Source organism: Hephaestia mangrovi (genome assembly GCF_019880555.1).
Taxonomy (GTDB): Bacteria; Pseudomonadota; Alphaproteobacteria; order Sphingomonadales; family Sphingomonadaceae; genus Sphingomonas; species Sphingomonas mangrovi.
In genome coordinates, this window is record NZ_JAINVU010000013.1 from 1 (window position 1) to 15,891 (window position 15,891).

Consider the following 15,891-nt stretch of genomic DNA (forward strand, 5'->3'; position numbering starts at 1 on the left):
ACGTTCTTGGCGATATCCAGACCGATTATGATAACCTGCGACACGGACGCCTCCCTCAGTGGTGTTTCAACACCTCCACTCTGGCACATCGATGCCGTCGGGGGGCGTCCACCCCATCAGCTTTCGGTATGCGCAGCCAAGGCGACAACTGACCGCCTGCCCGACCGATCACTTTTGAGGCAAATCGCTGAAGGCTGACTTTCGTTTAGCTGGCTGAGCGATTTACATGATCCGAAGCCGATCGTTCGGGCACGGTCACGGGATTGCGCGAAAGCGCAGGACTATAACCAAATCAGACCTTCGAGGCTACGAACCGCTGACGCTGCAGCTTGACACGAGCGCGGGCTTCTTCGACTTCATGGACTTCGGTCGCTTCGAGGATAGTATCGAGAACACGCTGGAGATGATTACGCATCGCGAAACTCGCCTCCGCCGGGTCGCGCTTTTCCAATGCCGCGAGGATCATGGCATGTTCGTCGCCTTCCGGCCCAATCCCTGCCTCGTGCGCTTTCTTCGCTAACAATATATAATGCGGTGACCGTGCCCTCAAATCCCAAAGCATCTCCACGATAGCCAAGAGAACGCTGTTTTCCGCGGCTTGGGCGATCAATAGATGGAAACGCCGGTCGGCGTCCTCCGATTCTTCGTATGTCTTGCCGCTGTTGATTTCGTCGAGCAGTTCCGACAACTGGTAAATCTGTTCATCGGTAATGCGTTGCGCGGCCAACGCGCAAGCATCGGCCTCGATGAGGCGCCGTGCTTCGATGAGCTCGAACGGGCCATAATCGGTCGCATTCGCCCGAGCGGCTCCTTCGGCAGGTGTCGCGGACACCACATAGACACCTGCGCCCTTGCGCACTTCGACCAATCCATCGACTTCAAGCGCGATGATGGCTTCGCGGATAGTAGGCCGAGAAACATCCAACGCCTGGGCAAGGTCCCTTTCTGACGGCAAGCGAAATCCAACCGCATATTCCCCCGAACGGATCTTCGCAGCAAGGATGGCCGCGACCCGCTGATACAGTCTTCCACCGGCAGATTTCATCTTGAAATGATAAAGCAGGCATACATTTCGGGCAATCCTCCATCGCCGCGTGCGGCGCTAGCGTTTCCCAAAACAGGAAGGTGTCTGACGCGTGCTCCAAGCAGGAGACCCTTCCAATATTGTTATGAGAGCATCCCACCCCTCAACGCTGCAGCGCCGCCTCCGGGGGGCCGAAATAGGATTTGGGCAGCGGGTCGCGATGGACGATCAGTTGCTGAAGCACGAAAGTCGGATCGATCATCATGACCTTGAGGGTGTGTGCTCCGGCTTTCTCGACATGCAGCGTGAATCGCATAATTCGGGCATTGATCGCATCGTTGTGATCATGCTCTGCGCCCAGGAAACTCTCTTGCTTGCGTTTGTCAGGCGTGAAGACCGATTTCACCACCGACGCTGCATCGTCGATCCCGAGCGCGACCGATAATTGGCGCGCAGGATCCACCTGCAACGTCGGGCTCGTCACCATCTCGACGTGCAACTCTCCCGCCTCGGCGACGAAGATCGGATATTCCAGCCGCGGCGCCGTCCTGGGATCGGAAAAGGACGCTGCGGTCACAGGGAAGATCGACATCGCCGTCTTGACCCGGCCATAATCCTCGATCGCCGCCCAACGCACGCCGCGCGCGGCAATGTTGCGGCTGAACCCGGCGGCCGGGATGGTATAGGCCGGGCCGAGAGAGGCATAGGCGCCCTTGGCCAGCTTGGCCTGTTCGGGCGTCGCCTTGTTCGCCGTTACGCCGATGACGATTTCGGTCCCTCCACCTTTCACGTCGATCGAACCTTCGGATTTGCCGGGCGGAATCGCGCTCCAGTCGATTTCCACCCAGTAGCGGCGATCCTGCCTGCCCATGCTGAAGGCGTCGCCCTCACGCAGACGTATCCATGGTTGCCGGGCGGTCACGTCCCGCTTCACCGGCTGATTCCCGCGGGGGAATATCTCGAACCAGGACGGCCGGTTCAGGAAGCTGTCAAATTCGGGAAGATGTGGGGGGAGGTAATAGCTTGGCCATGATCGCGACTGACCGTCGATAGCCACGCCGAAGTCCGACGTATCTGACGGGTCGATCGCCGCAACAGCGGGCATGATATTGGCGGGCGGCGGATACCAGTCGAACCCGCCGATATGGGTCTGGTCCATCATGTGATCCCATTTCCCGTCGGCCAGTTCGTGATTGTAATAGTCGCTGAGCGCCTGATCGAGAGCGAAACGCCGCCGCACCTCCTTGGCTTCGTCAGCCGTGCTCGATCGCGCCTGCTCGGCGAAACGCCGGTTGCGGGCTGCCGCGATGTTGAGGAGGTTGAGGTTCGCACATGCGCGGACGGGATGCAGGACAAGCTCATAATAAGCGTTGAGCTGGTCCTTCGGCAGCTTCTTGTACAGCGCCTCAGCACGCGCTTCGAGCGTTCGCCAGGCGTCGGCGACGCGTTCGGCCTCGCGATAATTTTCCAGGCTGTAGGTATCGGGCTTGAGGAGCTCGGGCTTACGCCAGCCATTATATTTCGCATAGGTTGCGGCAAGTTCCGCAATCTCCTGGGCATGCGCGTCACCGAAATTGCGACGCGCCCACCCCAGTGTCCATTCATTGATGCTGTCGCGCGTGATCGCCGCTGCATCCCACGCCATTGAAAGAAAGAAATCGATGGGGATTTCAAGCGGTTTCAGATCGCCGACATTGGCGATCCATATCTGATTGGCGCCATATTTATGGGCCAGGTTCATCTGTTCCCAGATTTTGGGCAGCGGATTGCTGTTGATCCATTGATAGGAGAAAGGACCGCCGTGCATGTCCATGTGGAAATATATTCCGAAGCCGCCTGAGCGCTTGCGCTCCTCCGCCGTCGGCAACCGGCGCAGGTTGCCGACATTGTCGTCGGAGAACATGATGGTGACATCGTCGGGAACCTTCAGTCCTGCATCGTAATATTTCTGAACTTCGGTAAACAGCACCCAGACCTGGGGCACCTTGCCCGCCGGCTTGTGCAACTCCTGAGAGATTATCTTCCTCTGATCGGTGATGATGTGTTCAAGCAGCCGAAGATTCGCCTTGAGTGATCCAGCTCCTTCCATGGCGACGTCACCATCGCCCCGCATGCCGATCGTGACAATCTTGTCATTACCGCGATTGCGCTTGATGCCCTCTCGCCAGAATTGGTCGATGGCCGTGCTGTTGGTGATGTAATTCCACTGACCGTTGCCGAGATGACCCTTGCGCTTGGTCCATTCCTTTTGCGCGCGCATCATCGGTTCGTGGTGCGACGACCCCATGACGATGCCATATTCCTCCGCCAACCGGGGATTGTCGGGATCATCTTCGGCGAAAGCATTGTCCCACATTGCTGGCCACAGATAGTTGGCGCGCAGCCTCAGCAATAGTTCGAACACCTTTGTATAGAACTGAGAGTTGAGACCGCCGAACTTCTCCTTTGCCCAACCGGCCAGGCAGGGCGCTTCATCGTTGAGGAATATCCCGCGATAACGAACGGACGGAGGCCCCTGATGATAGCGACCATATTTGAGACTGATGACATCCTGTCGGCGCGTCGGCACGTCAGCCCACCAGTACCAGGGAGAAACACCGATAGACTGCGAAATATCATAAGTGCCGTAGATCGCGCCCCGCCGATCGCTGCCGGCAACGACAAGTATCTCGTCCACCCCCGGAAAGGGCGCTCGAACCGTTTCGATAAGATAGGATTCCCATTTTCCCTTGATCGGATCGACGTCAAGCCGGCGGCGGGCCACAAGTGAATCGATCAACTTGTTGCGACCAAGCGTGCCGATCAGGATGAACCGGCTCGGCAGGGCATGCGCGACATGCGCGACCGTCGAGGCGTGACCGCACACCCGTTCAACATCTTCGGCGAGATCCGACGCTACGCGCAGAACCCCGACATCGTCATGTTCCTTGTCGACAAGGATGGGCGTCGCCTGGCCATGCGCGGCGATCGTGAATGCATTGCGGTCGTCGCCGAACAGGACAGCGCCGCGGAGCGGACTGATCAATGCCAGGCAGGCGATTGATGACCCCAAGAAGGCTCGGCGGGTGGCTATCGCGGTCTTATTGACCTCCACGCCTCCGCCGCTTTCCGGCCGATCGGCAACAATTTTCATCGCATCCCCTCAAAAGAAATCAGCAGCACTTTTGGTGCTTCATCCGGATATTCTGCGGCCCCGTCGCGATCACGACAGCTCCCGCCGCGCCGAGTTGTGAATCGCGCGCCGCGCTCCAGCGAGGGAGCAGCCGATTCGGGAGAATCCGTCGCTCTCAGTAGTGCCAACGGAGGTATTCGAGAGCTGGTTTATGGTCAACCACATACCTGACCAGTGAATGCAATCTGACGGCTTGCACCGAGGGCGTGGCTTCATTGCACCCGTATAATGGCAACACGCCTTTCCTCGAAAAGGGAGATAAGTTGCGAGGATCGCGCGTAGACAAGCGGGAGAACAGTACCTAACAGACCACTTTGGCCCGACCAAATCGGTCGGCAGATCGCAATTCGACGGGCGGCCGAAACGCCCATATCAAGATAGAGGTGACGATGAACCGGTTCGCCCAATTTCCCGCCCAAACATATCGAGATGCCGTGTCACCATTGAAGATCGTATCAGCGAAAGTCATCGTTACCTGCCCCGGCCGTAATTTCGTCACGCTGAAGATTGAGACCTCACAAGGTATCTATGGGGTCGGAGACGCCACTTTGAACGGGCGCGAGCTAGCAGTGGCGGCCTACTTAAAAGAACACGTCCTGCCGCTGCTGATCGGCCGTGATCCTCATCAGATCGAGGACATCTGGCAGTATCTCTACCGGGGGGCCTACTGGCGCGGCGGTCCGGTGACTATGTCGGCCATTGCTGCCGTCGACATGGCCCTTTGGGACATCAAGGGGAAGGCTGCCGGGCTACCCGTCTATCAGCTTCTCGGCGGCCGCTGCCGGAGCGCGATAACCGTCTATGGTCATGCCAACGGCAACGACATTGAAGGAACGCTTGAAGCGGCGCGCCAATACAAGGACCTCGGCTACAAGGCGGTTCGTCTTCAGACCGGGATTCCTGGCCTGGCCTCGACCTATGGCGTGTCTAAGGACAAGTTCTTCTATGAACCGGCCGACGCCGGGCTCCCGACCGAAAACCGCTGGTCGACAGAGGCCTATATGCGCACCGTACCCGAGCTGTTCGAGAAAGCCAGAATGGCATTGGGCGACGAAATCCATCTGTTGCACGATGTCCATCACCGCCTGACTCCGATCGAGGCAGCCCGGCTGGCGCGCGATCTGGAGCCCTATCGTTTGTTCTGGCTGGAAGACGCGGTCGTCGCCGAGAACCAGCAGAACTTCAGGCTGATCCGACAACATAGTACGACGCCGCTGGCGGTCGGCGAAATTTTCTCGACAGTTTGGGATGCCAAGCAACTCATCGAAGAACAGCTGATCGACTATATCCGCGCCACCGTGGTTCATGCCGGTGGGATCACGCATCTTCGCAAGATCGCCGCGTTCGCTGACCTGCACAATGTCCGAACGGGCTGCCATGGCGCAACCGACCTGTCGCCGATCAGCATGGCGGCAGCGCTGAACTTCAACATATCAATCCCTAACTTCGGCATTCAGGAATACATGCGCCATACGAGTGCGACTGATGCGGTGTTCCCCCACGACTATAGGTTCGAGGAAGGGCTGCTTCAGGTGAACGAGTCTCCCGGCCTCGGCGTTGACATCGATGAAGCTCTCGCTGCTGAGCATCCTTATCGTCCGGCCTACCTGCCAGTGAACCGGTTGCTCGACGGCTCGATGTTCAACTGGTGACTCGGAAAATATGCAGCGCATCGCCTTCCGATCGTGATCCAGGAAAGAGCGGATCGCACAAGGGCTCCGCAAATCCAGATGTGCAGGCTCTAACAATTTTCAAAGCGGTCAAGCCAGCGACCGAGCGATGGCGCCCGGGGTTGTAATGAAGCGTCTCTACGGGTTGCCGCCACAAATTCAATCTGCCTTCCCACTTAGACTACCATTGGCGCCGCTCTGCGCCTTATCGGAACTTCTATCGAATCAGAAAAGTGGTAAGGCCACTGGTTGACCAATAGACGAATCATTTCTAGAGCCCAACCGAGCCACGGCAATTGGCGAATCAGAAAAAGACCGAGCGGTGAAACCACCGCAAAAAAGGGAGAGATCGAATGGATTCACGTTTGAGGCGGCAGCTCGCGATCGGACGTTTGGCTGCGACGCTGCTGGCCGGTAGTGCGTGGCCGGCGCTTGCCCACGCCCAAGCGCAGCACAGTGTTGAAGCGACGGCCGCGCAACAGGCTGGCCCCAACAATGGTGCGGCTCAGGCCTCGAGCGAACAAAACGGTCCCTCGGCAGCTCGCGTGTCGATTTCCGACGATCAGGGCGCGAGTATTTCGCAGGATAATCCTGCGGCGGGCGAGATCGTGGTCACGGGCTACCGGGCGTCACTGGAAAGTTCGGTTCGCGCGAAGAAACAGTCGATCGGTTTCTCGGATTCGATATTCGCTGAAGATATCGGCAAGTTTCCTGACACGAATATCGCGGAGTCCTTCAACCGCATCCCAGGCATCACCATCAACCGCGACATAACCGGCGAAGGCGTCAACGTCGCCATCCGCGGTCTCGGCTCGAACTTCACCAATGTGACCCTGAACGGGGCGCCGATTTCGATCGCCTCGTCGGGCGCGACTGACGCGCAGGGTACCGATCGCTCGGTGGACCTCAGCTTTTTCCCGACCGAACTGTTCACGAAGCTCACCGTTTACAAGAGCTACAAAGCCGATTTGCTCGAAGGCGGTGCTGCGGGTAATATCGACATGCGCTCGGCGCGGCCATTCGATCATCCTGGCACGCGCCTCACCTACAGCCTACAAGGTGCGAAGGAAGCGCGAGTTGGCAAGCTGGGCACACGGGGGTCGCTGATTTTCAGCACCACTCCTAGCGACACCTTCGGTATTCTGGTGGGCGTTGCCGGGCAGCGCCTGTTTACCGACACGCGCGGCTATGAAACGATTGGCTTTACCAACCCGAATCTCACCGCCGCGCAGTGCGGTGCCAGCAGCGGCTGTAACACGACCGGCGGCGGCAACTTCACCATCCCGTCGACCGTTCCGGCTGGTGCCGGAGCGGGCCTGACCGCTGGCGAAACGATCGACAAGGCTTGGCTTCTGGCCCACAATCCGGGCGCGACGATCGAACAGATCGACAATGGCATCTTGCCTCGTATTGGCCGGCCCTCCGCCGAATTCGGCTCGCGCTCACGCATCAACTCGATCGTCAGCCTCGAGTTTCGGCCCAGTGATGCGCTCCACTTCTATGTGGACGGGATGTACGGGTATAAGCACAATAATCTTCAGCGCGAAGACATGATGTGGATCGTGCGTAACAGTTCGATCATTCCCATCAACACCACCTATGATCGGGCGGACTGTTCGAACGGTTGCGTCGTCACCGGCGGGACCTTTGCAAACACGCAATTCTTTTTGGAATATCGCCCCTATATCGAGACGACTAAGGAATATGGTGTCAATCCCGGTATGGATTGGCAGATCGCCAAGAACCTGAAGCTTCAGGTAAACGCAAACTATACACGCAGCACCTTCCACCGCGAAAACCCGGCGGTGGACCCCGTAACCCCGCTCGGCCAGAATGTCACCGCAACCTTCAATAATAATGATGGCGGCATTCCGACCATTCAATCGAGCGTCGACCTTAACGATCCAAGTAACTTCGTTTGGGACGGGGGGCGTATCAGCATTTCCGACGAGCGGCGTCTGAACTGGACTAAGGGCCTGCGTGGCGACCTGACTTGGGGCGACGATCACCTGAACCTGAAGGTCGGTGCGAATTATGACGACCTCTACCGGCGCATCCGCGGGTATGACAACAGCCGAGCCTGGCAAAATTATATCTGCGGCGGCAATCCAAGCGTGAACCTCCCCGGGCCTAATACACAGCCGCCGTGCCGCGGCGACGTTCACATCGTGCCCGGTCAGAATGGATATCCGGACTATCCCGGCTATGGGACGGGTTATACGGCTGGTCAGACCGGAACGATCTCATATGGGGGGTCGGTAGTGCCGGTTGGCAGCATTCCCGACTTCCTGAGGCCCGGACCCGCCGGGTTCGTCACCGTTGACTTTGATAAGTTCAAATCGGCGACCAACTACGATGAATTCCACGCCAACGAAACCGATTCAGGCGGGTCGACGACCGGCGCCAGCGGTGGCGTGATCGAAGAAAAGACTCCCGCCGCCTATGCCGAGGTCAACGGCAATCTGCCGATCGGCGACAACAGCCTGAGGTTCGGTGCGGGTCTTCGTTTCGTCCACACCGACCAGACGATCGGCGGCCGCGTCTCGATCAGCGATCCTCGGAACACGAGGGATGACGGGACATCACTGCCCGACGGCGCCCTCTATCCGAACGTGACCACCTTCGTGTATACGCACAATAAATATGATGCGTGGCTTCCAGCGATCAATCTCGCATACAATATTGGCCAGCATGCCGTGGTGCGAGCCGCCTATTCGAAGACGATGACTCGGCCCGACCCCAGTGCCCAGCTTCCCGGCGTCAACTTTTCCGACATCTCGGCGGCGCAGGCGAGCATCGGCAACTCCGCACTCAAGCCGTATTTCTCCGATAATATTGACTTGGGCTTTGAGTATTACACCGGAAACGGGGGGCTGATATCGTTCGATGCCTTCCGCAAGTCAATCAAGGGCTTCACGCAGAACAATGTTGTCACGCAGCCCTTCTCCTACCTCGCGCAATACGGGATTACCTATCAAAGCCTCGGCTCTATTCAGAAGACGGCGATCGATCTGCGCGGTGGTCCGGATGTGGCGACCATTCAGGTCACCTCCCAGATAAACGTGCCGAACCGGCTCGACATCAATGGTCTGGAATTTCAAGTCGTCCAGTCACTCGATCCGCTGACCAGACTGATCGGCATCACCGGCTTCGGTGTCAACGCCAATGCCACGATCATCGACCAGTCCAACAACGGCCCCGCCGTGGCTTTGGGCGTGTCCAAATATACGTACAACCTGACGGGCTATTACGAAAGCCACGGCATCCAATTGCGGGTGACCCAGACATATCGCTCGGGAACGCAGAGCAGCGGCCTCAACCAAAATGGCATTGCAGAGGCTGCCATTTACTCGGATCCTTATCGTGAGAACGATTTCTCCTCGATCTTCGATCTGAATACGATCTTCGGTACGGATCATTTGCCGCAACTGACATTCGATATCGTGAACTTCACGAATTCGACGCTGCGATCATATTTTCAATATCCGAATGCGACCTACAACGAATACAAGCCCGGACGGCAGTTTCTGATCGGCGTTCGTGGCACGTTCTGATCCTCCTCCCTGGGGACGTTCGGGACAGTGGCGCTGTGCGTCACTGTCCCATTTTTTTTGAGGATACGGCAGACATTACATAATAAAGGTCCGACTGAAACGAGTAACAGCCGGTTATAGCGGTTGTTCTGGCCTGATCGTGCAAGATTGGGTGACGAACGGTCAATCACGGTTACGGATGGGCCGCCGGTTCAGAACCCGATGCTTGCCAAGGTCGGTTTGGGCACCGAACACGATTCGTGAATGACAGAGCGAAGATGCGGGAGTGAGATATTTGACATCTTTATCGCGTAGGCAATTGCTTGGTAGTGCGGCCACCAGTGGTTTCGTGCTGATGACTGCGCCCCGGTGCCATGCCGCCACACGCGCAATCCTGAGGGAGTCGGACGGAGCATTTCCTCTAATTAGTCGGGGCAAGCCTGCTGATATACTTGTTGCACCGGGCGCGAATTCTGCGGTGAAAAGGGTGGCCGCCAGCTTCGCCGGCGATCTTTATCGGGTCAGTGGCACACGCCCGCGTCGCCATTATGACCGACGGCAGGCGGCCGGTCCGGTCGTGATAATCGGCGTTTTGGGCCAAGACCCTGCGATAGATCAGTTGGTTAAGGCCGGAAAGCTCGACCCGCGGGGGCTTGATGGTGAATGGGAGGCGTTTGTCCAGACCGTGGTCGATGATCCGCTCCCGGGTGTCTCCCGCGCGCTGGTGATTGCCGGGTCGGATCGCCGGGGGGCGGTCTTCGGGACCTACGACATTTCCCAGCGCATCGGCGTTTCGCCCTGGTATTGGTTTGCCGATGTGCCGGTCGCCCGTCGAACGGATGTGTGGATTCCCGCTGGGGAGCGGCGCGATCATCCTCGGGTCCGGTATCGCGGTTTCTTCATAAACGACGAAGATCCATGTTTCAGCGGATGGGCGAAAAAGAAGTTCGGCGGCGTCAATTCCGCCGCTTACGCGCGGGTTTTCGAGCTTTTGCTGCGGATGAAGGGCAATTATCTCTGGCCCGCCATGTGGGGGAAAGCCTTCGATGTCGACGATCCCGACAACATGGTGCTCGCCGATGCGATGGGCGTCGTCATGGGAACATCGCATCATGAAGTGATGATGCGCGCACAGGCCGAGTGGCACATGCACAGCTCGGACGGTGTCCGGGGCGGCGCGTGGGACTATCGAACCAATGCCGCAAACCTGCGCGCTTTCTGGCGGGGCGGCATCGAAAGGATGATGTCGAAGGGCCCGGGTCAGTCCTATGAATCTGTCGTGACCATCGGCATGCGGGGCGATGGCGACGAAGCGATGGCTGAAGGCACGGCTGTTCCGCTTCTTGAGAAAATTGTGGCCGATCAGCGGCAGATCATTGCCGATGTTACCGGAAAACCGGCCAAGGACACGCCACAGGTGTGGGCGCTCTATAAGGAAGTGCAAGATTATTACGATGACGGCATGCGCGTGCCGGACGACGTTATCTTGCTCTTCTCAGATGACAATTGGGGGCAGATTCGCCGTCTGCCCGATCCACGGTCGAAACCGCGTAGCGGCGGATATGGCGTCTATTATCACTTCGACTACGTCGGTGTGCCGCGCAACTACAAGTGGATCGACACCAACCAGGTAGAGAAAGTCTGGCAGCAGATGGATCTTGCCTATGCTCGCGACGCGCGAGCGATGTGGATCGTGAACGTCGGGGACATCAAGCCGATGGAGTATCCGCTCAGCTTTGTCATGGCGATGGCCTGGAATCCGGAGGAAATGACATCGACCGCGCTTTCCGACTATCCGAAGGAGTGGGCACGGGCAACTTTCGGGGACCAGCATGCGTCGATCATCGGCGGAATGATCACCGACTACAGTAAATTCGCGGCACGACGAAAGCCGGAGCTGATAGACCAGAACACATTCGCTCTCGGAGGCGTGACCGCTGACGGCCTTGATGGAGGGGAATTTGGTGCGATGGTCGCGCAGTGGGACCAACTCGAAAAGAGGATGCTCGCCGTCCGCGCGAACCTCGAACCGAGATATCTGGACGCCTACTATCAACTGCTCGAATTTCCCATTTCCGCGATGGCGAATCTGTATCGCCTTTATTATGCCGCTGCCTGGAACAAGCTGCTTGCGTCGAGAAACGACGCGAGGGCCAATGTTTTCGCGGATCAGGTTCAAGCCGCTTTCAAGCGCGACGGCGTCCTGACGCGTCGCTATCACACCATCAATGGTGGGAAATGGGATGGTATGATGGCTCAGGTCCATATGAGCTACGTCATCTGGAACGATCCCACTCAGCAGACGATGCCCAGCATCACGCGTGTCGCCGGCGACACGCCGCCTGACCGGCGGGGCAAGCTGCCCCGATTTGTATCGCGCCCTCGGGAGACTCCTGGGGTCGTCGTTCTTGAAGCGCCGGCATTCAGCCGGACCGCGGACGGCAAGCATATGAAATGGACGGCGATTCCGAATCTGGGACGGACACAGGGAGCAGTAGTTACCCTGCCGCAGGGCATGCCGGCGACAACAGCCGAGGACAGTATCTGGGTCGAATATGATGTGACCGTGGACAGCCCGGGACCAGGGTCTCTTACCCTCTATTTTGCCCCTACATTGAACACCACGGGCGCAGCCAGCCTACGCCTCGGGGTGTCGCTTGACACAGGACCGGTACAGGCGCTCGACTTCAAACTCGCTCCGACGGGCGGCGCGCAGAACACGCCGGCGGAGAAGCGCTGGGCCGAGGCTGTGTGCAACAACAGTGTACGGGTGGACGTTTCTCTAGGACCGGTTTCCGCCGGGCAGCACAAGCTGAGGCTCTGGCGCATCGACGATAACGTTGTCGTTGAACGTCTGGTTCTTGCCACCAGAGAGGTGCAGTTGTCGTACTTGGGAGCGCCGAATAGTCCATTGAGACCGGCTTGAGCCTCGCTCAGGTCGAGCGACTGGTCGCCAAGGCGATTGGCAATTTCATGCGCGGTCTCGACGAACGACCGCCCGACCGACAGCACCTTTGTGGAGGCGTCCAACGGCCCCCTTCGCAATGAGTGCCCCAATAGCCACTGGTTCTTGTCGCTAGTGACGCCAGCGGAATATGCTGCACTCGCCGGGATTAATCCCCGGCGGATGCAGGCCGGAAGCTCCCATCAAGCCCGGATGAGAAGCCCGGGGGCGTCAAAGGCAATAATATTTAACATTATCGCGAGACCGAGGATCGGGAGGGGAAAGAGTGAGAGCCACCGTGTTACGCCGCATGGCGCTGTTTTGCGCAGCGGCAGGAAGTGCATGTTTGCCAATCACGAGCCATGCGGAAAATCCGATCATCCAGACGAACTTCACCGCCGATCCGGCGCCAATGGTCTATGACGGCACCGTCTATCTCTACACCAGCCACGATCAGGACGACGCCGACGACTTTAAGATGGTCGACTGGCGGCTCTACACGTCGACCGACATGGTCAACTGGACCGATCACGGCGCCGTGGCCTCGCTCGCTATCTTTCCCTGGGCGCGCCAGCACAACGATGCGTGGGCGCCACAAGTGATCCCGCGCAACGGCAAATTCTATCTCTACGCGCCGATCAGCGTGCCCGGATCGCCGAAGAACGTGATCGCCGTCGCTGTCGCCGACAGCCCGCTCGGGCCGTTCAAGGATGTGCTTGGCCATCCGCTGGTCGGGCCTAAAACCGGCTTCATCGATCCTACCGTGTCGATCGACGCGGACGGCCAGGCCTATCTATATTGGGGCAACCCCAATCTCTGGTACGTCAAACTCAACAAGGACATGATTTCCTATTCCGGCGGGATCCATCAGGTCGCGTCGAAACCGCCCACCTATCAGGAAGGGCCATGGTTTTATCATCGCGACAGTCATTATTACATGGCCTTCGCCTCGACCTGCTGCCCCGAAGGGATCGGTTACGCGATGAGCGACCATCCGACCGGGCCCTGGACCTACAAGGGTTCGATCATGGACGGCGATCAGCGCTCAACCGGCAATCATCCGGGCATCATCGATTATAAGGGCAAATCCTATGTCTTCGGCTTCAATTACCGGCTGAATTTCGAAGAAACGCCGATTCACCACGAGCGTCGCTCGATTACCGTGGCGCAGCTGCACTACAATCCGGACGGCACAATCCAGAAGCTGCCATGGTGGAATCGCACCGGCGTCGAGCAGATCGAAGCGATCGATGCTTACAAACGCGTCGAGGCTGAAACCATGGCATGGACCTCCAGGGTGAAGCGGCAGATCGATCGCCCGATCGACTGGGTTCCCGGCATAAAGACCGCCAAGGCCAAGGCGGCGGCGGTTTACGTCACGAACGTCACGGACCTGGATTACATCAAGGTCGCCGGAGTCGATTTCGGTGCGATAGGCGCCAGCTCCATATTCGCAAGATTGGCCAGCGGCGTGAACGGCGCGACAGTGGAAATCCATCTCGACAGCGATTCCGGGCCGCTCATTGGAACCATCGATGTGCCGAATACCGGCGACTGGCAAGACTGGCGAACCGTATCGACCCCGGTAAATGGTGCCGTGGGTCGGCACGATGTCTTTTTCGTGTTCAAGGGACCGCGTGGCCGGCCATTGGTTGATTTCGATTATTGGCGTTTCGCGAAGTGAGGGGCCGCGCGCTGCTTAGGTACGCACCTCAGCGGTTTAACCTTCTGTTTTTAATGTTCGTTTCCGGCAGGTTCTTCGTCCGGAATTAGGGCGCGAAGGTGCGATGCCGGTTCGCCGCTCGGAACGTCCGTTATCCCATTTTGCGTTCTTGAAAGCCGACCAACCGGATCGTCCCAATTGCGGTCATGTCGAGCAGGCTTAATCAGCGCCCGCTTTCGGGCAATCGGCGGGGGACCTTCAATGACCGAGATTGGGGCGTATTCTGTTGAGAAACTCGCGCTTGCGCTCGTGCTGAAGTCCTGATTCGGTTTTCCGCGGACAAGCGGAGACAGCGCGATGATGGGCGAGCGGACGGTGATGCAGGAGGCGCCGTTCTACAGCTTCCGCATCGAGGATCACGTGCCGGGCGATCACCTGCTGCGCTCGATCGACCGGTTCGTCGATCTGTCCGGTATCCGCGCACCTTCTGCGCCTACAGCACGAACTACCTGATTGATCTCGACCACGCGGTGATCTTCGATGTAGAGGCGACGACCGCGATCCGACAGGCCGAGGTTCTGAATGATCGAGCGGACGCAGGACCGCTTCGGCTTGTGGCCCGAGAAGCTGATGGCCGATACCGCCTATGGTTCGGCGCCGAACCTGGCTTGGCTGATCGGGGACCGGGGGATCGAGCCGCATATCCCGGTGTTTGGAAAAATCCGCGCGCGACAATGGCACCTTCGAACGATCCGCCTTCACCTACGACCACGAAGACGACAGCTATGTCTGCCCAACTGGCAATCGACTGCGACGATCCAACCGCAACTTCAGCACGCCGCGCAGCGGGATCGATAAGGACGGATCGATCCGTTACCGCGCCCGGCAGCAGGACTGCCACGCCTGCGCGCTGCGTCAACGCTGCCCCCCAATATGCCCGCGCGCAAAGTGACCCGCTCAGTCCATGAAGGTGCGCGAGACTTAACCCGCGAGATCAACGCCAGCGATGCTTTCCTCATCTCAAGTCGCCAGCGGAAGAAGGTCGAGATGTTGTTCCCCACCTCAAACGCATCCTAAAGCTGGATCGATTGCGGCTACGCGGTCCGAACGGAGCAAAAGACGAGTTCCACCTCGCCGCCGCAGCCCAGAACCTCCGCAAGCTGGCCAAGATCCGGCCGATCCAAGGCATCGCACCCGCCTGAGCAGCAAAGCGAAGGCGCTCGATCGCCGTCGCCCACCATCTTTAGTCCGCTCCAGCAGCCGACTTCTTCAACAGAATACGCCCATGTCGGTCATTCAAGCTGACCGGGCGAATTGCTAAAAGCGGCCGTCGCTAGAGGCAAGCGCTAATGGACTAAGCGCAATGCGACAGAAGGATCAGAATCAGGCTAACGGCGGCCGAACTCGCTGCTAGCGCTCCAAATGCCATCTTCTGAATATATCCTTCGGCCACCAGCTTGAACGTGGTCTTCGCCGCCAGCTCGGCCTCGATCCGCCGCTGCCGCTTCTCTTCGACCGGGTCGATCCCGTCGATGACCTGGGCGCGCGCCTCATCCCGCTTCCGCCGGGCTTCCTTGAGCGATATGTCGGGATAGCTCCCGAGTGATAGCTTTCGCTCAACACCCAGGATCTTGAAGCGAAACCGCCAGAGCAGCGCGCCCGTCGGTTGGACCAGAAGAAACAAGCCGTCCCGGTCCGGCACCTTATAAGGCTGCGCGGCCGGCTTGAGAGCACGAATCTGTGTGTTGGTGAGCATGGCGGACCACGACTCCTGCGGTTGCTCGTGGTCCACCGATTCGTGGTCCACTTTGGGTGGACCACGGTGGAACAAAGTGAGAAACCGCGCGGACCCAACAGGGGTCATTTTGCCGCAGAATTTTGCGGT

Annotated in this window: 8 protein-coding genes and 1 pseudogene; 6 read left to right on the plus strand and 3 right to left on the minus strand. The window is 58.6% G+C overall.

The features are described from left to right. Nucleotides 1-292: 292 nt before the first annotated feature. Nucleotides 293-1,045 (minus strand): FadR/GntR family transcriptional regulator, encoded by a 753-nt coding sequence (locus tag K7G81_RS17250; protein WP_223032074.1) that lies wholly within the window; start codon nucleotides 1,043-1,045, stop codon nucleotides 293-295. Nucleotides 1,046-1,187: 142 nt separating this feature from the next. Then, a complete protein-coding gene (locus tag K7G81_RS17255) occupies nucleotides 1,188-4,157 on the minus strand; it encodes a glycosyl hydrolase 115 family protein (RefSeq protein ID WP_223032075.1) in 2,970 nt (989 codons plus the stop codon). A 428-nt stretch (nucleotides 4,158-4,585) separates the two neighbouring features. Here K7G81_RS17255 and manD point away from each other — a divergent pair, with 428 nt between their 5' ends. The 6 genes and pseudogenes from manD to K7G81_RS17285 form a co-directional block, all read left to right on the plus strand. Further along, on the plus strand, nucleotides 4,586-5,848 hold the full coding sequence (gene manD / locus K7G81_RS17260) for a D-mannonate dehydratase ManD (RefSeq protein WP_223032076.1): 1,263 nt from the start codon (nucleotides 4,586-4,588) through the stop codon (nucleotides 5,846-5,848). A gap of 371 nt (nucleotides 5,849-6,219) precedes the next feature. Then, nucleotides 6,220-9,420, plus strand: coding sequence for a TonB-dependent receptor (locus tag K7G81_RS17265; RefSeq protein WP_223032077.1), 3,201 nt, complete (start codon nucleotides 6,220-6,222; stop codon nucleotides 9,418-9,420). Nucleotides 9,421-9,886: 466 nt separating this feature from the next. Further along, entirely contained in the window at nucleotides 9,887-12,325 is a 2,439-nt protein-coding gene (locus K7G81_RS17270) for a glycosyl hydrolase 115 family protein (protein ID WP_369412144.1), read from the plus strand. Between the two features lie 364 nt (nucleotides 12,326-12,689). Next, nucleotides 12,690-14,027: a glycoside hydrolase family 43 protein gene (locus tag K7G81_RS17275; RefSeq protein ID WP_255587275.1), complete on the plus strand. Its 1,338-nt coding sequence runs from the start codon at nucleotides 12,690-12,692 to the stop codon at nucleotides 14,025-14,027. Between the two features lie 336 nt (nucleotides 14,028-14,363). Continuing rightward, entirely contained in the window at nucleotides 14,364-14,519 is a 156-nt protein-coding gene (locus K7G81_RS17280; protein WP_223032078.1) for a hypothetical protein, read from the plus strand. Beyond that, nucleotides 14,492-15,208: pseudogene (locus K7G81_RS17285) on the plus strand (transposase); the annotation flags it as partial. The gene K7G81_RS17280 and the pseudogene K7G81_RS17285, both read left to right, overlap by 28 nt. 152 nt (nucleotides 15,209-15,360) lie before the next feature. On the opposite strand, the gene K7G81_RS17290 reads toward K7G81_RS17285, so the two are convergent. Beyond that, nucleotides 15,361-15,762 carry an Arm DNA-binding domain-containing protein gene (locus tag K7G81_RS17290; RefSeq protein ID WP_223032079.1) on the minus strand — a complete coding sequence of 134 codons (402 nt, stop codon included), beginning with the start codon at nucleotides 15,760-15,762 and terminating at the stop codon, nucleotides 15,361-15,363. Between the last annotated feature and the right edge of the window lie 129 nt (nucleotides 15,763-15,891).

Coding starts and splice junctions, on each gene's coding strand:
- K7G81_RS17250 (WP_223032074.1), bottom strand. CDS start 1,045: ATGAAATCTGCCGGTGGAAGACTGTATCAGCGGGTCGCGGCCATCCTT.
- K7G81_RS17255 (WP_223032075.1), bottom strand. CDS start 4,157: ATGAAAATTGTTGCCGATCGGCCGGAAAGCGGCGGAGGCGTGGAGGTC.
- manD (WP_223032076.1), top strand. CDS start 4,586: ATGAACCGGTTCGCCCAATTTCCCGCCCAAACATATCGAGATGCCGTG.
- K7G81_RS17265 (WP_223032077.1), top strand. CDS start 6,220: ATGGATTCACGTTTGAGGCGGCAGCTCGCGATCGGACGTTTGGCTGCG.
- K7G81_RS17280 (WP_223032078.1), top strand. CDS start 14,364: ATGATGGGCGAGCGGACGGTGATGCAGGAGGCGCCGTTCTACAGCTTC.
- K7G81_RS17290 (WP_223032079.1), bottom strand. CDS start 15,762: ATGCTCACCAACACACAGATTCGTGCTCTCAAGCCGGCCGCGCAGCCT.